16 protein-coding genes are annotated in these 21,904 nt (G+C 59.9%); 6 read left to right on the forward strand and 10 right to left on the reverse strand.

Translation table 11 applies throughout. The features are described from left to right. Positions 1–185 precede the first annotated feature (185 nt). Positions 186–1,295, forward strand: coding sequence for a glycosyltransferase family 4 protein (locus AUR64_RS04925; protein WP_058580811.1), 1,110 nt, complete (start codon positions 186–188; stop codon positions 1,293–1,295). 138 nt (positions 1,296–1,433) lie between these two features. Beyond that, the gene (locus AUR64_RS04930) at positions 1,434–2,624 is read left to right on the forward strand and encodes a glycosyltransferase family 4 protein (RefSeq protein ID WP_058580812.1); all 1,191 of its coding nucleotides are present in this window, start codon (positions 1,434–1,436) and stop codon (positions 2,622–2,624) included. Positions 2,625–2,677: 53 nt separating this feature from the next. Here the strand turns inward: AUR64_RS04930 and AUR64_RS04935 are convergent, their stop codons facing one another. Next, positions 2,678–3,844 carry a glycosyltransferase family 2 protein gene (locus AUR64_RS04935; RefSeq protein WP_082230582.1) on the reverse strand — a complete coding sequence of 389 codons (1,167 nt, stop codon included), beginning with the start codon at positions 3,842–3,844 and terminating at the stop codon, positions 2,678–2,680. Positions 3,845–3,964: 120 nt separating this feature from the next. Between AUR64_RS04935 and AUR64_RS04940 the strand changes: the two genes are divergently transcribed. Both AUR64_RS04940 and AUR64_RS04945 read left to right on the forward strand, forming a co-directional pair. Next, a complete protein-coding gene (locus tag AUR64_RS04940; protein ID WP_058580813.1) occupies positions 3,965–4,912 on the forward strand; it encodes a glycosyltransferase family 2 protein in 948 nt (315 codons plus the stop codon). 178 nt (positions 4,913–5,090) lie between these two features. After that, on the forward strand, positions 5,091–6,575 hold the full coding sequence (locus tag AUR64_RS04945; RefSeq protein WP_058580814.1) for an oligosaccharide flippase family protein: 1,485 nt from the start codon (positions 5,091–5,093) through the stop codon (positions 6,573–6,575). Positions 6,576–6,699: 124 nt separating this feature from the next. Here AUR64_RS04945 and AUR64_RS04950 read toward each other — a convergent pair whose 3' ends face one another. From AUR64_RS04950 to AUR64_RS04970, 5 genes are all read right to left on the reverse strand, one after another. Next, complete coding sequence (locus AUR64_RS04950) at positions 6,700–8,028, reverse strand: glycosyltransferase family 2 protein (RefSeq protein WP_058580815.1); 1,329 nt, start codon at positions 8,026–8,028, stop codon at positions 6,700–6,702. Positions 8,029–8,412: 384 nt separating this feature from the next. Then, entirely contained in the window at positions 8,413–9,456 is a 1,044-nt protein-coding gene (locus tag AUR64_RS04955) for a glycosyltransferase family 2 protein (RefSeq protein ID WP_082230584.1), read from the reverse strand. Between the two features lie 3 nt (positions 9,457–9,459). Further along, on the reverse strand, positions 9,460–11,805 hold the full coding sequence (locus AUR64_RS04960; RefSeq protein WP_082230586.1) for a DUF2206 domain-containing protein: 2,346 nt from the start codon (positions 11,803–11,805) through the stop codon (positions 9,460–9,462). A 159-nt stretch (positions 11,806–11,964) separates the two neighbouring features. Further along, positions 11,965–13,398 (reverse strand): flippase, encoded by a 1,434-nt coding sequence (locus AUR64_RS04965; RefSeq protein WP_058580817.1) that lies wholly within the window; start codon positions 13,396–13,398, stop codon positions 11,965–11,967. Positions 13,399–13,525: 127 nt separating this feature from the next. Beyond that, the gene (locus AUR64_RS04970; RefSeq protein ID WP_058580818.1) at positions 13,526–14,725 is read right to left on the reverse strand and encodes a carboxylate--amine ligase; all 1,200 of its coding nucleotides are present in this window, start codon (positions 14,723–14,725) and stop codon (positions 13,526–13,528) included. A 232-nt stretch (positions 14,726–14,957) separates the two neighbouring features. Here AUR64_RS04970 and AUR64_RS04975 point away from each other — a divergent pair, with 232 nt between their 5' ends. Then, entirely contained in the window at positions 14,958–15,806 is an 849-nt protein-coding gene (locus tag AUR64_RS04975; protein WP_058580819.1) for an FkbM family methyltransferase, read from the forward strand. Here AUR64_RS04975 and AUR64_RS04980 read toward each other — a convergent pair. Continuing rightward, positions 15,789–16,373, reverse strand: a complete 585-nt coding sequence (locus AUR64_RS04980) for a metal-dependent hydrolase (protein WP_071391208.1) — start codon at positions 16,371–16,373, stop codon at positions 15,789–15,791. The two genes, AUR64_RS04975 and AUR64_RS04980, sit on opposite strands and share 18 nt — an antisense overlap. 518 nt (positions 16,374–16,891) lie before the next feature. Here AUR64_RS04980 and AUR64_RS04985 point away from each other — a divergent pair. After that, on the forward strand, positions 16,892–18,715 hold the full coding sequence (locus tag AUR64_RS04985; protein ID WP_058580821.1) for a glycoside hydrolase family 16 protein: 1,824 nt from the start codon (positions 16,892–16,894) through the stop codon (positions 18,713–18,715). 56 nt (positions 18,716–18,771) lie between these two features. Here the strand turns inward: AUR64_RS04985 and AUR64_RS04990 are convergent, their stop codons facing one another. The 3 genes from AUR64_RS04990 to AUR64_RS05000 form a co-directional block, all read right to left on the reverse strand. Continuing rightward, on the reverse strand, positions 18,772–19,428 hold the full coding sequence (locus AUR64_RS04990; RefSeq protein ID WP_058580822.1) for a glycoside hydrolase family 16 protein: 657 nt from the start codon (positions 19,426–19,428) through the stop codon (positions 18,772–18,774). Positions 19,429–19,634: 206 nt separating this feature from the next. Continuing rightward, on the reverse strand, positions 19,635–20,828 hold the full coding sequence (locus AUR64_RS04995) for a glycosyltransferase family 4 protein (protein WP_240479580.1): 1,194 nt from the start codon (positions 20,826–20,828) through the stop codon (positions 19,635–19,637). After that, positions 20,825–21,901 carry a GNAT family N-acetyltransferase gene (locus AUR64_RS05000; protein WP_058580823.1) on the reverse strand — a complete coding sequence of 359 codons (1,077 nt, stop codon included), beginning with the start codon at positions 21,899–21,901 and terminating at the stop codon, positions 20,825–20,827. Before AUR64_RS05000 ends, AUR64_RS04995 begins: the two co-directional genes overlap by 4 nt. Positions 21,902–21,904 lie beyond the last annotated feature (3 nt).

Consider the following 21,904-nt stretch of genomic DNA (forward strand, 5'->3'; position numbering starts at 1 on the left):
GAGTTCGGAGGCGTTTCCGGGGTGCTATCAACCCCGTCTCGCAGTGGTCACGCAGCGAACAGTTATGGGCGCTGCCTCTGAGTGGTGACGTAAATGGACGAAGCAGTCGTACCGACCCGAGTACACGCGTCGATACCACGCTCCTGTGGACGACCGGCCCACGACGCCGAAACGGTGAGTCGCTGATGCGCGCCGTCGGATTCACCGACCTGCGGCCGTTCGAACTCGAAGCGCCGTTGTCGGCGATGGACGCCGAGAGCGTCGTCGTCTCGCTGGACCCGGACGCGGGCGCGTTCGAGCGGACGCTCTCACACTTTCGCCGCGGCCGTGAGGCACTTCGTGAGAGCGATACGGACGTGTTGGTCGTGTACAACGGCTCCGGAATGCTGGGCATCGTCTCGGTGCTTCTCAGCCTCCTATACGGGGTTCCGCTCGTCGTCAGAGCCAACGGCGACCTGTTCAGACAGCACGACGAGAAACGACAGGAGTACCGACAGACGAGACAGTGGGGGCGATGGCTGGCGTACTGTGCGCTCTCGGCGCTCACCCGCGCGACGTTTCACTACGCGGATGGGTTCGTCGCCGTCTCGGAGTCGCTCGCGGAGACGCTCGCACGGGAGACGTCGTGTCCGCGCGAGCGGATTCGCGTCGTTCCCGGTCCGGTGACGCCCTCACAGTACCGACGAACCGCCGTCGCAGACGGTGCCTCCGAGGACCCCGCCACCGGCACGATGACCGTCGTGACCGTGACGAACCTCCAGTACCGCGGGAAGTACGACGGCGTCTGCCGACTCGTCGACGCGATGGTCGAACTCGGCGAACGCCGAGACGACGTCAGTCTGGTCGTCGCCGGCGACGGTCTGTACTACGATGCGGTCGAACGCTACGTCGAGGCACGGACGGAAGACGACCCGCTGGGGACGCGTATCCACACGCTCGGCTACGTGAGCGACGTCGCGGGGTTGTACGCCTCGGCGGACCTCTTCGCGTACGTCTCCGAGATTGACGCGTATCCGAACGTCGTCATCGAAGCGCAGGCGGCGGGACTGCCCGTCGTCGCCAGTCGGGGCTACGGTATCGACGAACAGATAACCGACGGGGAGACGGGCGTTCTCGTCGACGCCGACGACACGACGGCGCTCGCGTCGACGCTCGACGACCTGCTCTCGGACGCCGACCGACGCCACCGACTCGGCACGACTGCGGCCGACCGGGTCGCAGAACGGAACGCGCCCGAGACGCTCGGCCCACAGATGCAGCAGGCGCTCGAAGCGATTCTCGCCCGCGTCGAGTAAGTCCGTGGGCGAGGTTCCGTAGATACCCGCCGACGAGCGCTCACGGTACTCTGTGAACGCAGTCGACGTAGTCGACACGGCCGACACACAGCACACTCGACACAAACGCTATTTACCTGACTGCTGACCTGTCCCCAGATGGGATTGGATATCTTACAGTTGCACCGGGGACCGGTCTACCCGCCGTCGAACGGCGAGGAGGTCCGCATCTGGGAGACGACGAAGGCGTTGGCGGACACCGGACGGGTGTGGCTGGCGTATCCGGATGCCGACGGTACCGAGTACCCACCCGGCGTCTACGCGCTCGACCTCCAGAATCCGTTTCTCGACTACAAAACGACCCGAATCTACCTCTGGAACGCGCTCTTGGGTCTCGATTCGGACACGCCGATAGAACGTCTCCAGACACAGCGGACGGTGCGGACCGTGAAGCGATATCCGGTCGAGTTCGACGTGGTCTGCAGCGAGTCACCGCAGGTACTCGGCGCGGCCCGCGAACTCGCAGACCACTACGGTGCGGCGCTGTTGTTGAACAAACACAACGCGATGTTCGACTTGCTCGACCAGCAGTTGCGTTCTCGCAACGTGCCGGCGCCGATTCGCCGGCGCGCGGTGGCGAACCTCCACGCCTACGAGCAGGCGGGTATCGACGACGCCGACGCCGTCGTGTTCCAGTCGGCCGACGACCGCACGCAGTTCGAGATTCCCGACGGCGTCAGATGCGAGGTCATCACCAACGGGACGAACTACGAGGATATCGCCGCCGGCGGCGACCCCGACGCGGTGCGCCGGCAACTCGGACTCCGCGAGGACCGGACGGTCTGTCTGTTCGTCGGCGCGTGTGACTACGAACCGAACGAAGTGGCTGCTCGCCGCATCGTCGACGAGTTCGCCCCCGCACTACCCGACGTCGAGTTCGTCATCGTCGGCCGCGACCCACCGAAAACGGCCCGCGAGAACGTCCACACGCCGGGGTTCGTCGACGACCTGCCGGGCGCGCTCTCGATGGCCGACGTCGCGCTCTGTCCACTGACGATGGGGTCGGGGACGAAACTGAAGATGATGGACTATCTCGCCGCGGGCCTCCCTATCGTGACGACGCCCGTCGGCGCACAGGGTATCGACATCGTCGACGGCGAGACGGCGCTCGTCCGCGACGTGGGCCAGTTCGAGGAAGCGATTCGAGAACTCGACGCGTCGCCGGAACTCGCTGCCCGACTCGGCGAAAACGCACAGGAACTGGGGCGACAGTACTCGTGGCACGAACTCCTCTCGGCGTACGACGAACTCGTCACCGACATCGCCGGTCAACGCATCATCGTCGACTGACCCGGACGGCTGATTTGATTCTCGCGGAGGCGGTTACGCCGGGTGACCGACGCTCACTTGTTGGCCGTTTCCCACGTCACCACGTTGCGACTGTTGACGAAGTTCCACGCCCCGACGAGCAGGCTGTAGTTGCCCACGAGGAAGTAGTACGGCACGTGAAAGAGGTTCGGTACTTTCCGTCGGCCGTCTTCGAGAAGATAGCCGACGAGGCCCAAAAGGAGGAAGCCGACGCTAGCTGAAAACGGCACGAGGTACAGAAACGACCCGGTCAGCGTGACGAGCGCTCCCAATGCGACGAACGCGACCGCAGAGAGCATCGGCGTACTCCACCACAACACGGTGTCACTGGCGAACTTCACGGAGAAGAACCCGTACCGAAGCGGGTTCAGCAGGTGTAGATACTGTGCGACAGTGTGCCACGAGCGCGTCGTGATGCGGACTTTCCGCCTGAGTTCGGCGTCGACGCTCCTTGCGGTGTGTTCTCGGGCGATGGCGTCGGGTTCGTAAACGACACGCCATCCCTCGCTGCGAATCGAGAGCGGTTCGGCGAAGTCGCTGATGGCGTCGGCGGGAAGCGGAACGTACGCTTCCGAACGGATGGCGTAGATGGCTCCGTTTCCTTTGACGACCGACCCGAGTTTCGACTCGTACTCCTTGATGAAGCGGGTGTACTGCCACCAGATGGACTCGCCTTCCACGTCGTCGGTTTCGCGGGAGAGTCGGAGTTCGCCGACGACGCACCCGACCTCCGGTCCCATCGACGAGACCAGTTTTCGGACCGCATCGGGTTCGTACATCGAGTTCGCGTCCGAAAAGACGAGCACTTCGGCGTCGACTCTCTCGGCTACTGCGTTCTGACACGCCGTCTTACCGACGCGGCCCTCGATGCGTTCGAGTCGAACCCCTTGGTCGGCGTACGACCGGACGATGTCGTCGGTTCGGTCCGAGGAGGCGTCCGAGAACACCACGATATCGAGTTTCTCGTCGGGGTAGTCGAGTTCGAGACTGTTCTCTAGCTTGTCGGCGATGACTGCTTCCTCGTTGTACGCGGCGATGATAAGCGCCACTTTCGGGGGTTCGTCTCGCTCCCACTGTGGCACCGTCGCCGGAGCGACCGAAGCGACCGCCCACAGTCCGAGCGGATACAGCGCATAGGCGTACACCACCAGAAACGCACTGACGAGAACTACTGCAACGAGTGCGCTCTCCACAACTGCCATATACAGATATATGCCTGTGTGTTCATAAAAAAGTAAAGTCAGTTGACAACATCTTCAGCCGGGGTGATAGGACGTGTGACGGTGACAATGTTCAACTAACTGGCAGTCGCACTGAGGGGTATGGCTGCGGCAACTCGTCCTCTCGTCAGCGTCGTTCTCCCCACCTACGACCGGCCAGCGTATCTCCGCGCTGCCGTCGAGTCGGTGTTCGAGCAGACGTACGACGCCGTCGAACTTCTCGTCGTCGACGACCACTCGCCCCGGCCGGCCGCACCCGTCGTCGACGAGATGGACCACGACGGCCGCCACACCGTTCGCGTCATCCGCCACGACGAGAACCGCGGGGGGTCCGCCGCCCGCGCGACGGGAATCCGTGCGGCGACGGGCGAGTACATCGCGTTTCTCGACGACGACGACGAGTGGTTGCCGACCAAGTTGGAGAAACAGGTCGCGGTGATGGACGCGCATCCGAAGGTCGGACTCGTGTACACCGGCACGCAGGTGATAGACGGCAACGGCGACGAACTGGAGTCGATACGCCCCGTCTCACACGGTGACATCACGAAGACGCTGCTGTGTCAGAACGTCATCGGGTCGTTCTCGAAGGTCATGGTCCGGCGCTCGCTCGTCGAGGAAGTCGGAACGCCGGACGAGCGGTTCCCCAGTTGGCAGGATTTGGAGTGGTACATCCGCCTGTCGAGACACTGCTCGGTCGCCGGTATCCGCGAACCGCTCATCCGATATCAGACGGACTCACCCGGCCGAATCACCGACGACGTCGACGACGCGTTGGTCTCTCGACGGCTGTTCGTCGAGAAGTTCGACCCGCTCGCCCGCGAACACGGCCGCCTGTTCGCTCGAAAGTTCCGAGCGTGGGCCGCCTACCGCGTCGGCCGTCTGCTCGTCATGCACGGCGAGTTCGATAGAGCGCGTCCGCTTCTCGTGTCCGCCACCCGACTGTACCCGTTCGAGCCGACGTTTGCGACGTTTTTGCTCCCGACGCTGGGCGGACGACGCGCCTACCGGCTCATCAAAGCGGGCAAACGACTCGTCGGAACCGACGCCTGAGTCGCTCGTCGTTTCCGCGCTTCCGTCGGTCGCTCCGTTTTGCGCTCATATCGACGTTCGGGTTTCCTCCCCTTCGACTCGCTCGTGTGTCGAGACACGGGGTGAGAGTCAGTCACACTGGTCAGTGAACGTGTATCCGACACTATACTTATGCCCAACGCTTCTGACAGTAGCTTAGATGGGACGGAACGTCGTACGTGGGTTTCTTTCGATTTTCAGCTCCGACGTTGGTGTGCTCATACTCTCGATTTCCATAACGCCGATACTGGTTCGCGTGTTGACGAGCGCGGAGTACGGCAACTACGCGTTCGTGATGTCGGTGCTCAGCATCACGATGATCGTCATCAACGCGGGCATCTTCGACGGGATACGCAAGTACATCGCAGAACAGCGCCCCGACGCCGACTGGGACTCCAACGTCTTCGCGTACTACATGCAGGTGGGACTCGCGCTGGCGTTCGCCGCCGTGGTCATCATTCTGGTCGTCCTCCAACTTGGCGTCATAGAGCGTCTTTTCACCCCCGAGTTCGAGACGTACTTCTACATTCTCGCGGCGTTGGTCGTCATCAGACAGCTGTGGGCTATCGGCCGCGGGACGCTGATGGGACTCGGCTACGAGCACATCTCCGAACCGACGAAGATGGCCCGTTGGGTCATCTTCGCGCTGGTCGGGGTGCCGCTGGCAGCTATCGGGTGGGGCGTCGTCGGCGTGCTCATCGGCCGCGTCGTCGCCCGTGGCCTCGTCGCGCTCGCGGTGTTCTGGTACGTCTCGAAGTACGTCTCACTCGGCTCCGTGTTCCGCAAAGTGCCGTCGGAGTTCCCCCGCAGAGAGCTACTGTCGTACAACTCGTTCAGCGTGATTCTCATCCTCCTGACGAGTTCGCTGTACCACGTCGACCTGATTCTTTTGCGAACGCTGTCGGGCGCGCAACAGACCGGCTACTACAACGCCGCGCTCATCGTCGCCGAGTTCCTCTGGTTCGTCCCGACGGCGATGCAGACGGTGTTGCTCCAGTCGACGTCGGAGTGGTGGTCACAGGACAAAGTCGACACCGTCACCGACGTCACCAGTCGGGCGACGCGCTACGTCGTTCTCATCACGGCCATCATGTGTATCGGCATCGCGTCGCTCGCAAACCAGTTCGTCTCGCTGTACTTCGGCGCGGAGTATCTGGCCGCCGTCGACCCGTTGCTGCTGCTGTTGCCCGGGACGCTCGGGTTCGCCGTTGCACGCCCGATTTTCGCCGTCGGACAGGGTAAGGGTGAACTCCGATTGTTGATTCTCGCCACCGGTGCGGCGGCGGCGCTCAACTTGGTGCTCAATCTCCTCCTCATCCCCCGGTACGGGACGCTCGGTGCGGCGACGTCGACGAGTATCGGCTACGGGTCGATGGTCGTGTTCCACGTACTCGTCGCGCGCCGAATCGGCTTCGACCCTATCTCGGACCTGCGTCTGGGGCGAATCGTCGCCGCGACGCTCGTCGCCGCGATTCCCGTCTTCGGCCTGCCGTTCGTGCTGAACGGCGACATCCTCGAACTGGCGATAGTCCCGCCGGTCGGATTCGTCGTCTTCGTCGTCGCCGCGGTGCTGTTCGGCGCTATCGACCGCTCGGAAGTAAACGAAGTGAGACAGCGACTCTCGACGGTGCTGCCGACTGGCTGACGGACGTTCGAGTCACTGCGAGCGTTCGAGGTCGGAGGAACTGACGGCGGCGAACGCTCGCCGGCGCGCGTTTCGTGGTGTCGCCTCTCGACGGAGTAGACCGGGACGGGACGTGTTCGTCGTACTACGGAGACCGGACGCTTCGCAGCGACTGGTGGACGATTGCGAAGACGCTGGCGAAGAACCCGACGAGCAACAACAGCCCCGAGAGTCCAACGAGTGCCAAGGGGAACTCGCCGCTCTGTCCGTACTCGAACATCGACCAGTATCCGACGCTCAGTCCAGCGAACGCGCTGATGAATCCGGGCACGCCGAGCGTCGTCAGCGGCCGGTCCCGTTCGATGAGCCGAAGCACGCCTTTCACTACCGAGTAGCCGTGAAGCAGCGGATTGTGGGTGTACGTGTCTTCGAGGTCGTACCGAATTTTGATGCCGATTTCGTCGATAGCGTACCCGCGTTTTCGGGCGTGAAACAGGATGTCGGTGCTGGCTTCCATGCTCGACCCGAGCGTGTCGTCTTCGGCGAGAGACTCGATTGCTCTCGGGCCGTACGCTCGGAAGCCACTCTGTGTGTCACCGATACGCTCGCTCTTGCGAAACGTGCCGAGTCCGAGGTTGGTGAGCGTGTTGATGACCCAGAGACCGAACCGCCGGTAGAGCGGAATCTCGCTCGCTACGTCGCCTGTAAACCGACTCCCGATGACGATGTCGGCGCTGCACTCCTGTTGCCGCCGCAAGAGCCGTTGTACGTCGCCGCCGTCGTGTTGGCCGTCCGCGTCGATGACGACCAGACTCGACGCGTTGCGCTGCTTGCCCTCGACGAACAGCGTCTGCAACGCCGCCCCGTAGCCGCGGTTTCTCGAGTGTCTCACGACGACTGCGCCGGCCGCTGCGGCCCGCTCTGCGGTACGGTCGCTGCTGCCGTCGTCGACGACAACGACGATGTCGGCGTAGTTCTGCACCTCTTCGACGACCGACCCGACGACTTTCTCCTCGTTGTAAGCGGGGAGACCGACGACGATGGGCGCTTCGACCGGTTTCTCCTCGATGAGTCGAGGCCGCGACTCGACTGCGAACGAGTCGTCGGTTTCGAGTGCGTCGAAGCTAGCTTGAAAGTCGATGCGCCTCTCGGGGTTTTCGTGAACCACGAGTCCGCGGAAGCCGTGCGACTGTGCGATATCGACCAGCGTCTCCCGTATCGTCTCACCGTCGGCCGATGCGTAGTCTTCTCCCCGCTGTACCTCCAGCGGTTCGTCGTCGAGTCCGACGGCGTACAGCACGGTCCCGTCCCGACGAATCGCCAACAGCGGGCAGCCGTACTGTCCGGCACGTGAGAGAAGACGAAGCAGATGCTGGTCTTCGTCCTCGTCGAACACAACGCCGAGCGCGTAGGCTTCCCCTCCCAGTACCGCTCCTGTACCCGAGTAGTCGTCTTCGATATAGCTCCCATCCATCGCGTGTGTCCCTCCATGTGACTGATGACAGAGGCATATCTTGTTATGGCGTACATAGAGATAGAGACCACTGATGGAACTGGTCGGAAATACTCGATTTTTGCTAAAACGTTCAGGTACATCGGTTTGTATTCGGTGTTGTTACACTACATGTGAGATTATATACATTCATATCCGTGTACAGCCACAGCAGTGAAGCAGAGGGAGAACACGACGCTCTTGCCGTACGATTCGGGTCGGCTTCTGCCGACCGTGACGAAAAACGCAACTCGGTCGATCTCACCACGGATTTCCCGCTGCAACGCGATTTTCGGGATAATACGACGTTACCGGTCGAGTGGCGCCGAAAGGAGACAGACAGGACGCCCGGCGTTGAGACTCCGTCTACAGTTCCCACTTTAGACGACCGAGATTGCCGTTTCGTCCGAGGATACGCTTCGGATGCGGGCCGTACCACCAGAGAAACAGCATCGTCTGACTCGATTTGATTCGTTTTATCGTCTCGCGGTCGACGACGTTCCGTTCGGCGCGTAGACGGTCACGCTTCTCGTACAGGCGACGGAAGACGTTGACGAGAGACGAGAGGCTTCTCGTCAGGAGAACGACGTAGACCGAATAGATAACGGTCGTGAACAGTACGTACCGCCATGGGAGGTTTCGGACGGCGATGTTGATTCTGTTCTCGACCAGACGCTCTTTCGTCTCCTTGTCGGAGAGTCGTCCTTCGGGAGTCTTCTTGTGGTACACCGCAACCGAGGGTGTGTAGAGGATATCGTACCCCGCGTCGAGAACGCGTATCGAGAGGTCCATCTCCTCGAAGCCGTAGACGAAGTTGTCAGGGTACAGTCCTGCTTTCTCGAACACCTCTCGTCGGAACGCCGTCCCCATGCCGATGAAACTCGTCGTGCGGAACTGTTCGTCGGGTTCGATGTGGAACTCGGGGGGGTCGGGTGTCTCGTCGACTTTCACATCACCACTGTAGTAGTCCAGCGACTGAAACGCCAAAATTCCGACGTCGTCGTAACTGTCGAACAGTCTGAGGACTTCGTCTGTCGCGGTGTCGTCGGCTAGGACCGCGTCGTCGTCCATCTGCACGATGATGTCGCCGGACGCCCGCTCGATGGCGGCGTTCTTTGCACCGGGGGCACCCATTCGCTCGGCGAAGTGGTAGTACTGCACATCGTGGCGGTCGAGTCGGCCGCCGTCACTGAACAGTTTGTCCTCGCGGGTTCGGTCGGTCGAGTTGCTGACGACGACGACTTCTATCGGCCGGTATCGCTGGTCGAGTGCGGATTCGACAGCGTCGACGAGACTGTCGACGCGGTTGTACGTCGCAATGATGTAGGAGACAAGTGGCGTGTCGCGCCCGTTGTGTCTCTCCGCTGCCGTCCCGTTCGCTGTTACCGTCGTCGAGTCCGTTTCTTGCATCGCTTACACCCTCTCTGAGGCACCGCGTGTGGTCCGGTGCGGGACGTCCGCGCTGTCGCCGATTGCCGGGACGAGACGTTGTTGATTCGTCTCGTTCGTTGTGGTTCCGTTTTCGGTCATCGTCCCGTCGGCGAACGCTGCGGGCCTGACGCTGACGACGGTGACCGACCCGCTACTGTAGACGACGTTGTGTGCGGATGTGACAGCCGTCTCGTTGTTACTCGATAGCCTGCTCGTCGGAACGTCGGTGTTCGTCTCGGAGACGCCTCGTTCGCGGATGTACACGTATCCTCTGTCGATGTTTTCTATCTCGAACTGAGGGCTCCACTCGTCTTTGAAATGTCTCGTCTCGGTGTTGTAGTAACTTTCCGGAAGTTCTGACCTGAGCATCTGACTAGTCACGATATCAGTGAACACGGGGATTTCCTGTGGTCTTTCGACGTCCCCGGTTTGGTACGCCTCCGTCTCGGAGACGTTCGTATTGGCGATGAGCCATCCTGCACCCGCCCGCTCGCTGTTGCTGAAAACGTAGTCGTGTGCGTCACTGTTGAACGTCGCACTGTGGGAGGTTCCGATAGCTGCGAACAGGAACCCGGAGTTGAACGCCAAGAGGATGACGAGAAGAACGGCTAACACTGTCCAACTCGCTCCTTCCGGAACGACGGCCTGTGGCGTGACACGACGGCTCAGCGCGCCCGCTTTTTCGACGAGAACCCGATAACCGATGGGCATGAACGGGGCGAGAACGACTAATACAATCTGATAGGCTCTGTCGGCCCAGAGATTGAGAGTGAAAAAGTACGACGACCCGAGGAAGATGAAAAGCGGTACTGCCAGTGCGGTGTACTCGACGTACTTGGGCGACCGTCCCGTGTGAATCTCGTACAGTTGGGCGAGCACTTGCCACGCCAGTCCGATGCTGAGAAGCATCGTAAAGAGAATGTAGAGAGCGAGATGCATGTCGTCGAGCGTTCCAGAGCCTTCGGAGACGTAACTCCCGCCAGACCCCTCTACGAGGCCCGTCCGAAGAAGCGTCACCACTTGGTCAGCGAGACTTAACGGGACGGACTGGAGTGTGGCGATGAGTTCCGGCGACGAGTAGGCGTACCACGCCGTCGCACCGAACAAAAGCAGAACGGGATAGGTAAGCGAGAGTCGGTGTTCGACGTCGCCAACGACACGCTGTACGACGAAGAGTCCGACGACAGCGGCCAGAAGTGAGAAGCCGAATACGTACGTCACCCCGTAGTGGCTGTAGATGAGGCCAACGGCGAGCAGTACGCCCGCGAGTTTGCTTCCGAGCGTCTCGAAGTACGTTCCGAAGTAGACGAGCAACAACGCGACGACGAACAGTTCGGCGATCAACTGCTTGTCGGGTGTGAAGTAAAACGAGAGATGGTAGAGCGTGAAAAAGAGGCTGCCGTACAGGGCAATTTCTGTATCGAAAATCTCACGAGTGAGATAAAACAGTCCGACTGGGGCAAGCGCGAACAGGAGGACGTAGACCACTTTGTACGTCGTCGTCAGTTCGATACCGGTGAGTATCGTCACCGAAGCGGGGACGGCGCTCACCATCGGAACGGCAATCGACGACCCGCCGATGGCCGGTCCCCAAACGTGCGTGCTGCCGACGACTGTCGCGGTGTAGAACATGCTCTGTATGTCGGCGCCGATGACGTGTCCGCTCAGTAAGTTCCGATGCAGGAGCATCGACACGGAGACGACGAAGAGCGAGAACGGATAGAGTCGCTGTGGGATGAACTGAAGTAAAGCGAGCATCACGATGGCCGCCGTTGCGAGTACGAACACGTACATTCCGAGGTTGGACCCGAACTGGTTCATCACGATAGCGGCGAGTGCGGCAATTCCCGGAAGGAACGCAACAAGTGCCAGAACCATCGGTGAAACGTCCAACTGGTAGTTGAGACGAGGCAACGTCGTTTCCGTCGAGGAGACGAGAACTGCGAGAGCCACGACGACCAGCGTGAGTACGAGCGCGAGAGGGACGAACGCCAGAGGTGCGCTGACACCGAATACCGGGAGTGTGAGGCCCGAGAGTACGGTGACGATAGCCACGAGAGCGAAACTTAGCCCAACTGAGAGTATAGTGAACGGACCGAACGTTCCGACTCGGAGGTTGAGGAGCCGTACCAACAGCGCACCGGGGAGAAAGAGGAACAGCGCGCTCGCAGTGAGTATCCGAACACCGAGCAGTATCTCCGACGATGCGGGAACGAGCGTACTTCCCCAGAACGCGACAAGCAGTCCTGCGATGAAGGTCACTGTCGCTTTCGGACTCCACTCTACTGGCATCTCCGTCTGTGTGGTCTGTGATATATTTCGTGACATGTGTGAGGTTCGCCTCGTCTGTGTTATTTTCTACCAAAGAGGAAACATCGTGACAGCCCAGTTTCAAGAGATTTACCAGACTGATTCATATATAATTTCTCTCACTTTGGTCGATGGGTCATACGTAGCTGACTATCACATCGCAAAGGTAGGTCACTGTTAGCGCCAATCGACCTGTGAGCCGATAACCCGCAACCCTGGAAGAACGATTTGTCTCCGTACGTCGGGGATGACGACCGATGCGACGAGGTAGATGGCTGCGCCGAGTCCGACCTGTGCAACCAAGAGCACGAGGCCGGTGACAGGGAGTGCCGATTTTACGGCAAACAGAATACCACCCATGACGACCGACATCACGGCGTACCACCCGACGAGTCGGTACGGGATGTCGATGGTAATGTACTGTGAGAGATACTTCGTATGAAGAACCGTGTTTACCATCCACGAGACCGTCGTCGCAATGGCGGCACCGACGAACCCGATGGAGACGATGAGTACCGGGTTGAGAACCAAGTTGATTCCGACAGAGACGACTGTCGCCCTCGCGGCGAGGTCCGGTCGGTCGATTGCACGGACGGAGTCGCCGACGACGTCGTTGAACGATTGGAACAGTTTCTCTATCATCAAAATGACGAGCACCAGCGAGGCGATGGTGTACTCGGGACCGAAGATGTAGCGCAGAATCTCCGTCGAGTAGAGCGCCGATCCGATAATCGCCGGAATAGAGACGAAGACGGCGAAACTGATGGCCGTGGACACCGTCTCCTCGATTCGGTCGATTGACGCGGTGGCGTTCCACTGACTTATCTGCGGGAACAGTGTCAGCGATATGGACTTGCTCACCATGATGACGAGAAGGGTAATCTGCCACGCGATTTCGTAGGCGCTGACGAACTGCGCGGCGAGGAAGAACCCGATGAACGCCGAGTCCATCCACTGGTAGATCTCGGCACCGACGGAGTTGATGGTGTCGTACTTCGAGAAGACGAAGAGTGATTTCGTCTCTGCCATCGAGGGTCTGCCAATACTCGTGGTGCATTTGGTATACGCCCAGACGAACGCGACCACCGACCCGAACATGAGACCGTAGACGATACCTCGGATGCCGAAATCCAACGTGATGAGCAGTATCGCTACGGTGACCCACGTAAGTCGTCGGGCGAACTCGATAGAGGCAGTCTCACCGACCCGAAGTTCGCCGCGAACCGCGTGGATGTACAGAAGCGACAGTTCCCGAAGTGTAACGGTGGCGATGAGCAGATACGCGAGGTCCGCACCGAGATAGTCGTTCAACCACGGACGGGACACGAATATCCCGAGAGACACTATCGTCAGTAAAACCAACTTGAACGCGACCGCCGACCCGAGTACCGTCTCCGGGTTTCGTCCTTCGCTGAGTCGTTTCTCCAGTGCACCACGGAGGCCTAAATCGGCCGGTATCGAGAGAAGCCCCTGTACGGCGAAAAAAAGGAAGAAAATCCCCAACTGTGTAGAGTCCAGACTCCGTGCGAAGAAGGTGATAGCGGCGAACATCAGGAGGGCGCCGCCGCCCTTCGAGAGAATCATGTTGAACGATGAGCGACCGATATCCATGTGTTAGTCCCGTGTTATCGTAGCTGCCCGCTCTGCGAGTGTTCGGGTTCGATACTGTCGCAACGCCCTGTGTGTCCTCGACCGTTTGGTGTCCCCGAGTACGGCGCGTCTGTGCGCCGACATCGAGTTATCGACCCCGCGATAGCGTGTTGAGAACGCCTTGTGCGAACGGTCGTGGGTCGTCTAAACTCACGAAGTCGAAGTGCGGATGTTCGTATATCGACGACGCAACCTCCCAGGTAGCGGTCCGAATCGAGGGTTTGTCGACGTTCGGGTAGTTGTACCGCAGCACACTCCAGAGATACTGGATTTCTCCGGCGAGGAGGTGTGTAGCAACGCCTTCTTGGTACCCCGGGTCAATCTCGTCCGTCTGACCCTGCGTCATGAGCCAGTAGTTGTACGGGTAGTCGGCACCGGCGCGCACGTCGAGTAGCACCGACGCCCAGATTCGCGGGTTGATTTCGAGGAGATAGAACTCTCCTGTCTCGTGGTCTTTGATGAACTGCACCGAGGCTAAGCCGTGCCAGTCGAGGTGACTCAGCAGTCGTTCGCCGAGTTCTTCGACTTCGGGGTCGTGAGTCATCTCGCGGAACACGCTCATCCCCCCTGCGTACGTCTTCCCGCGTAGTTGTCGTCGAAGACTCGTCGCAACCGGTTCACCGTTCTCGTACAGTGCACGGAACGAGTACTCCATGCCCGTGACGATTTCTTGGGTGATAGGGACGTGACCGAGCATCTTCTCGATGACTGCGTCCGTATCGGGTTCGGACCCGGATTCGAGATATATCGGGTCCATTCTGCCCTCACACGTCCCCGGTTCGAGAAAGTCGACGTAGTCCTCGGCGAGCAGCGAGTACCGCTGTTTGGCGATGAGTTTACGGTTCCAGTCGGTGACCTCGTCGAGAACCTCGGTTTTCGGAACGGGGATGTCGAGTTCCTCTGCGGTCTCCGCCAGCTCCTTGCCATCTTGAGCAGTCCGAAGCGAATCGAACGAAGGCCATCCGACAGTGACGTGTTCTGCAAACTCTTCGCGGTACTTCGAGAGGATGTACGCGTCCATCTCCCGCGTAGGGACGACCGTCCGCACGTCTGGGCGGGCCGCCAGCGCGAGAAGCGACTCCTTGTAGGCCGGGAAGTTGTCGTACGGTGACGGCATCAGTACTTTCTCGTCGCAGTATTTCGAGGCGAACGCCGGAACGTCGTCGTGTTCGGAGACGACGATGGTGTGGACGTCTCGTGGCGCGAGCGACCGGAGACAGGCGACGGCGTTTATCGAGAAATTCGCGGGAACGATAATCGAGTTCCACTGTCCGGTAGTCGTTGTCATTTTCGTGAACACCTCATGTGCTGTGGGGAATCACAATGTGACAGGTAATTAAGGTCTATTCGCGTGAACGGGAAAGTCGGTCTTACGACATGATTGCGGTGGGTTCCGTAACCAGTACCAAGAGCAGTTCTCTCCGACGAAGTCTACATACGTGACAGGAGCCCCATTCCCAGACATTGTCATATCGATAATATGACGAAAAGCTTAGTAGATGGCTACTGACTCGGTAGCTATGTCGCTCGTAGGCTCACTCGCGGACCTGCTATGGGGAACTCCCGCCTACACGTACGGTGTGAAGCTGTATCAGTCCGCAGTGAACGCGTATCTGCGAGTCTCACCGACGTATCATCTCACTGTTGACGACGCAAGCGCTGTTTTCCGCCCGGCGACGTTTATGGAGTGGAACAACATCGAAAATAGAATCTGGGACGAGGAGGCAGTGCTCAAACACCTACTCGCACACACCGAGGCGGACGACGTGTTCTACGATATCGGCGCGAACATCGGTATCTACAGCTGTCTCGTCGATAGTCTGCTGACCGACGGCACCGTCGTCGCCTTCGAGCCGTACCCGCCGAACGTCGAACGATTGCGCATCAACCTCGCGGCGAACGGCATCGACACCCCGGTCCAACAGCGGCCGCTTTCGGACCGTCCTAAGACGGCGACGTTCTACCTGTACGACACCGACAAAGCGGGGGCACAACACGGCTCGCTCGACACCGACTATCCCAGCGGCGACCCGATTGGCTCTTTCTCCATCGACACGGTGGCGGGCGACTGGCTCGTCGAACGTGGCGAGATTCCCGCACCAAGCGTCGTGAAAATCGACGTCCAAGGGACAGGAACGGCCGTTATCGACGGTCTCGAAGAGTCGCTATCGGCCGACCGTTGCCGACTCGTCTACGCCGAAGCCCACGGCAACGCCGAGCAGTTGCGAAGCCGACTGCAGAGACTCGGCTTCTCCACCGTCACACTCGGTGTTGACCGACCGGGAAAGGAACCGACCGTCGTTGGCTACCGCGATGGCGTGAGTCTGCCAACTGCGGACGCTGAAACGACATCAACTGCCGTGTTCTGACTCGCTCGCTCTCGTTCCGGTGAGTCTGTAGTACGCATGTTTTAAGAGTGATTTGAGCGCTCCCGGTCCCGGTGTTCCATCGAGTATCCAGAGGACCACGACGGCGAGAATGACGAGAAACTGAGGGCCCAGAAAGTCACCGACGTCCAGTTGTGCTACGCGGTACAGGAAGCCGTACTCGACACCGTAGTCGGTGTACATGAGCGGATACAACAGGAACGCTAGCTCTCCGTACTCGCCTTCGAGAAACGCGGAAAGCGAGTCACCAACGAGGTGCGACGCGTAACCGATGCCGAACGCGGTGACGAGGTCGGTTCGTCGGTACTTCCGGGCTATGACGTAGAGCACAGCTACGACGAGTGCCATGGTGAGTATCGAGTGAGCGAGCGAACGCCCGCTCGGAAGCAGCCCAAACGTCCACGCTAACGGTTTGTCGACGAGGTCCGGAAACTGTGTGCCGAGTGCGACCGCGAGGGTCGAAAGACCGGTCGGTGGTCTCCGTGTTGTCGCCCGACTCCACACCGAATACCAGACGTACCCGAACGCCAGATGCCCCCAAGGCCACATATGCCGTAGAGTCTCCGAACGATGTTAGTGATTCCCCAGATTGCCGGGATATGACTCAAATCTGAGAGTTCGGTCGGCTCAGGCGACGAGAAATCACCCAGACGAACGTCTGTTTCGTGTAGGACTCCGACAGGAACTGCAACCGGCGAAGAAAGAAATGAATTTCTGATATTTCGGACCCGCCTACGTTGACTCAGTCAAGAAAGAACAACTATCTAATAATACTTTCCTTGGATATTTACTATCGATATAGTGAGAAGTCCAATAAGTGTTTTAGAGCATTTAGTGGCCCTATAGACGCAAATCTAGATATCAGTAACTTTTTCCAGACATGTTCTATAGCAGGTTACTGACGACTCTTCCGAATTTTTAACAGTTTGACTATTACTAATAGATATCTAGACATATGTTTGCTTTTCAGACTAGATTGTCTAGGTGCAGAAAACTAATCCCGCTACATTAACACATTCACAAAGAAAAGAATTATTAGTGCCAACTACTGTCTCGAAGTCGTACGCATGGCACGTGAAAAACTGTCAGGCGAGACGCACAGTGACGAAAAAGAGGACGACAGCGGACTTTTGGACCGGCGAGACTATCTCAAACTCACCGGTGCGAGTGCCGCCGCACTCGGCGGAATCGGTGCCGGAGCGAGTAGTGTCGCAGCCGTGACCGAAGGAGGCCCCGCAAACCAAGACGAGTGGACGCTCGCGTTCGAGGACACCTTCGACAGCGGGTCGCTCGACACCTCGAACTGGGGTATTGGGTTCGGGTGGGGTATGGAGACGAACGCCTCGCCCGAGAGCATCTCCGAAGAGTACGTCAACATCACCGACGGACAGCTCCGCATCGGCGCGTCGCCCGACAACGGTGTCGAGGCGGGCGCGGTGAACACGAAGGACAAACAGTACTTCGGTCCCGGTAGCTACTGGGAGGCGAAAATCAAATTCCCCAAGCGCGTCGGCTTCCTGCCGGCGTTCTGGGCGAAACCGAACAGCGAGGCGTGGCCGCCGGAGATCGACTTCGTCGAGTTGTTCCAGACGGACGGCTCCTCGGACGACTACACGGAGTCGCACCACCACATCCACTACTCCTCGGACACGCAGCCGAACGGCCCCCACGAGGACGACGGCGCAAGCTACGACGTGGGCGACGACCTCACCGAGAACTTCCACATCTACGGCTGTGAATGGCAGGAGGACGCCATCCGTACCTACGTCGACGGTCAGCTCGTCGCCGAACGCACCGCCGACACCATCGTCGAGTCGTGTAACAACGGCGCGCCGTTTTACATGATGTTCACCATCCATATCGACCGCGTCGGTACGACCGACAGGTCGGCCAACTGGGACGAAGAGATGGTAGTCGACTGGGCCCGCGTCTGGGAGTACGGTAACGACGGTAGTTCCGACGGCGGGTCGGACGACGGTTCGAGCGGTGACGACTCCGGCAACACCGACGACTCCGACAACACTGACGGCTCCGAAGGGGACTCCAGCGGCGACGACTCCGAAGCCAGAGAACATTTCCTCTGGCTCCGTTCGGAGTACGACGGCGGTGAAGCGTCGTTCGAGTTCTCCGCGAGCGGCGGCAACATCGACCTGCAGACGAACTTCTCCGCGGAGTACACGGTCTCAGACGACCGAACCTCCGCAAGCGGGACGGTTACCGAGCGCAGCAACGACCTGCCGGGGTTCTGGTACGACGGCGAGATAACCGAGTTCGACTACAGCGGTCCGCTGCAGGTGTTTATCGACAACCAGTACGTCGACCCCGACACGCTGCCGGAAGCGGAGAGCGACGGACGAGGCGACACCGGCGAAGACGACGAGACGGGTTCGTCGTTGCCGAACACGCTCACCATCGACACCAGCGGGTCCTCGGGAACGACGAACTACGAGCTATCCGTTAGCGGAAGCCTCGAAGCCGACAGCGGCGCGAGCAACGAGGCGTCGATTTCGAGCGGCTCTGCGAGTGGTTCAGTGAGCAACGGTCAGGCTACCTTCGGCTTCGAGGGCGAACTCGAAGCACTGTCACTCGACGGCGACGCCGCTGTCTCTGTTAACGGGCAACCGGTTCAGTTGCTCCGTGTCCGGCGTTCGGCCGACAGTAACGGCCTCGTCAAGTACATCGTCGAATCTACGGGCAGACTGCTGAAAGCCGACGTTCCCCGCTCCTCGATTAACCCGGACGACGAAGTGGGCAGCAGCAAAATCTTCGGCAAGGTCGTCGGCGGAACCGACGCGTACTGGCTCCTCGAAGGCGAGATTACCGACGTCTCGGCGTTCGGCGGCGACGTCGTCACAACGCTCGACGGCGCGGAGACCGACTTCACGAACTGAACCCGGGAGTTACACCCGAGCACCGACAACAGAACGCCACGCCGCATTTTTTCTCGCTACCGCTCCCAGGCTCTGACGCGCTCGATCTCGTAGGTTGCCGGGAGGTCATCCGGACTCGGATACCCCAAGAACTCAGCACCGAGGCCAAAGTTCAGAATCAAGTACATGTTCTCGAACTTGATGTTGTCGCCCGTGTAGCGGAACCGTTCTTCACCGTCGATATACCAGACGACACGATACGGCGGGTCCCAGTCGACGCTGAACTCGTGATAGTCGGCGCTGTAGTCGGGTCCTTCGTACGTCTCTCGGACCTGTTCGCTCCCCTCTCCTTCTCCCTCGTAGTGGTACGTCATGTACACTTCCGGGTCGTCACCGAAGAACTCGAAGATGTCTACCTCCGGCGGCCAGTAGGACGCGGAGGTGAGCCAGAACGCCGGCCACGACCCGGGAAACCGCGGCGGCACCTTCATCACACCCTCGAAGTAGCCGGGACTGAAGATGTACTTCGCCGAGACGACGCCGGTCGTGTACGACTTTCCTCCCTGTGGTTTGTTCTCGCCTCTGAGCACGAGTCTACCGTCGTTCACGGAGACGTTCTCGTCGGCGGCGTAGGCGTCGAAGTTGTGTGTCCGAGCGTCCCACGGGAACTTCGTTCGCCACTTCGAGCGGTCGAGTGAGTCGCCCTCGAACCAGTCTTCGAAGACGAGCGTCATATCGGACGTGTCGACCGGTTTGTCTCCCGGTGCGGTCGGCGGTTCCTCTTGTTGTACGCTGTCTACTATGGTGTCGAGCGGACCGTGGCGTCCTGTTGTGAGACATCCGACGGTGAGGGGGGCTGTGGCTACTGCACCCGACTTCAGCAGATTTCGTCGGGTAGTCAGGGTTCGACGGTTCTCTACGTTCTCTGCATTCTGTTTTCTCATTTGCTTGCTGCTGGTGAGTGGGTTGCGCGCTGGCGCTCGGCGAGTCGCTCGTACAGTCCGAGGTGTCGTTCAGCGATGCTCTCCCACGATAGCCGTTCAGCCATTTTGAGGCTGTTTTCTCCCATCGACGCTCGCTTCTCGTCGTTCTGTAGCACGTCGACGAGCGCCTCTGCGAGCTTTTCGGGGTCCTCTGGCGGGACAACTGTCCCGGCACCACTCTCTTGGACCTGTTCACGGAACTCTCCGGCCGTCGACGCGACGACCGGTTTTCCGAAGGAGAACGCCGTCGATACCGCGCCGCTGTGACCCTTCGTGCCGCCCTGACTGCGATACGGCGCGACGACGATCTTGGCGCGTCCGAAGAGATTCTTGACCTCGTCGTTCGGTAGATAGTAGTTGTGCACCTCGACGTTCTCGGGATGGTCTTTCTGCAACTGTTTGAGCTTACGCGGGAGGTTCCCTTCACCGGCAACCAGTAGCTTCACGTCGGGAACCTCACGCTTGACCAGCGGAATCGCTGCCGCGAGTGTGTCGAGACCCTTCGGTGGAACGATGTGACCGAAGAACAACAAACTGTTCGAGTCGACGTCGACGTCGACGTCTTCGTGCGTTCCGAACACCTCGTACGCTCCGTGCGGGATGACATCGATGATGTCGCTGTCGATTCCGTGTGTGGCCAGTGCTTCTTTCTGTTTGCCCGAGTGGACGATGTACTGCGATTCGTACACGTCCGGGAGTACGGCAAGCAACATCTCTTCGGCGAACACCGGCGGCCGCGAGAGCGAGAACCGGTCGACCACTACTTCGTGTCGCGTGACGACGAACGGCCAGCGTTCCCCGACGTTGTGTCTTGCTGCATAGAGCTTCATCTGCGGGAACAGGTCGGACGGGTCGTGGACGATATCGGGGTCGACTTCGTCGAGAAGTTTGAGGTTGTCGTAAGACCGGATTCCGCGGACGAAGTCGAGCGGGTTGACATCGAAGCTGTAGAGCTGTGGCATCGAGACGCTGATCGGTTTGAACGCGTCGATGACCTCGACCCGGTCGTCGAACATGTCGTCTGCGGTCGTCTCATCGGGTTTCAACACGGTCACCTCGGCGTGTTTCGACACGGCGTTAGCGAGTTCAGCGGTGTAGTGTGGAAGTCCGCCGGTACTCTGACCGACGACGTAGGCGATGTGCAGGCTCATAGGCTAATCTGCCCCCGAATCCGCGGTCCGACGTACTGCGTCACCGGAATCGGCAGTCGCTGCCACACGTCCTTCGCCCGGTCGTACGTGTCGTCGTCGGGGTGCGGCAGTTCGCCGGTCCCGGTCGGGAAGTAGTGGTAGTCGTCGTACCACGTCTTCTGTCCGCCGAAGCTCTTCTTGAACAGGTAGACGCCCGACCCCTCGCGCGTTCGGCCGAACTCGTAGCTCTCGTTGCCCGCCTCGCTCGCACGTTCGAGTGATTTCCAGAGTGCGAGGCTGCCCCCGTTCAAATCACGGTACTCGTAGTCGTTGACGACACCCCACTGGTAGACGGTCGACCCGAGCGAAAAGTCCAAAATTGCGTTTATCAACTCGCCGTTGAGTTCGACCATCCCGAGGTGAACGTTGTCGTCGCCGAGTCCCTCCCAGATGGTTCGATGAAACGCGAACGAATGCGGTGGCGTTCCGTGACCTCGCATCGACCGCAACGACAGCCGATAGTACGCTTCGAGGTCGGACAGCGAGTCACCTTCTCGATAGGTGAGTCCCGCATCCTCGGCCTGCGAGACTTGGCGCTGTCGACTGTCTTTTACTCCATCCCACACCTCCGACGGGGAGTCAAGTGGGACACGGAAGGTGACGAACCGATTTTTCTGCTCGAACTTGGGGAGGTCCGCGACGCGACTCCCACGGAGGCTGACGAAGTCGACACCGAGTGCGTCCGCCAGCGCCCGTGTCCGTTCGAGGAGATGGTCGATAGTCCGGTCGGTTTCGCCATCGGCGTCACCGACCAAAAGCGACCCACGCTCGCCGTACGGCGGCGAGACGAGTTTCGACCCGAAGAGCCGACTCTCCATGTGGACGAGCGGGAGTCCGGCGACGATATCGCCGTTCTTGCGAGCGACGAGATACCACCGGTCGTGGCCGTACGTCGCAGCGGCGTCTCCCCACCCCCACAGCGCGAACGGCGGTCCATCGACTCGTTCGACGAACCGATTCCACTCGCGCGAATCGGTGCAGCGTTCGATAGTCAGTTCGGCTGTTGTCGAATCTGTCGTTTTCGTGTTGCTCATGTC

Source organism: Haloprofundus marisrubri (assembly GCF_001469955.1).
Lineage (GTDB): Archaea > Halobacteriota > Halobacteria > Halobacteriales > Haloferacaceae > Haloprofundus > Haloprofundus marisrubri.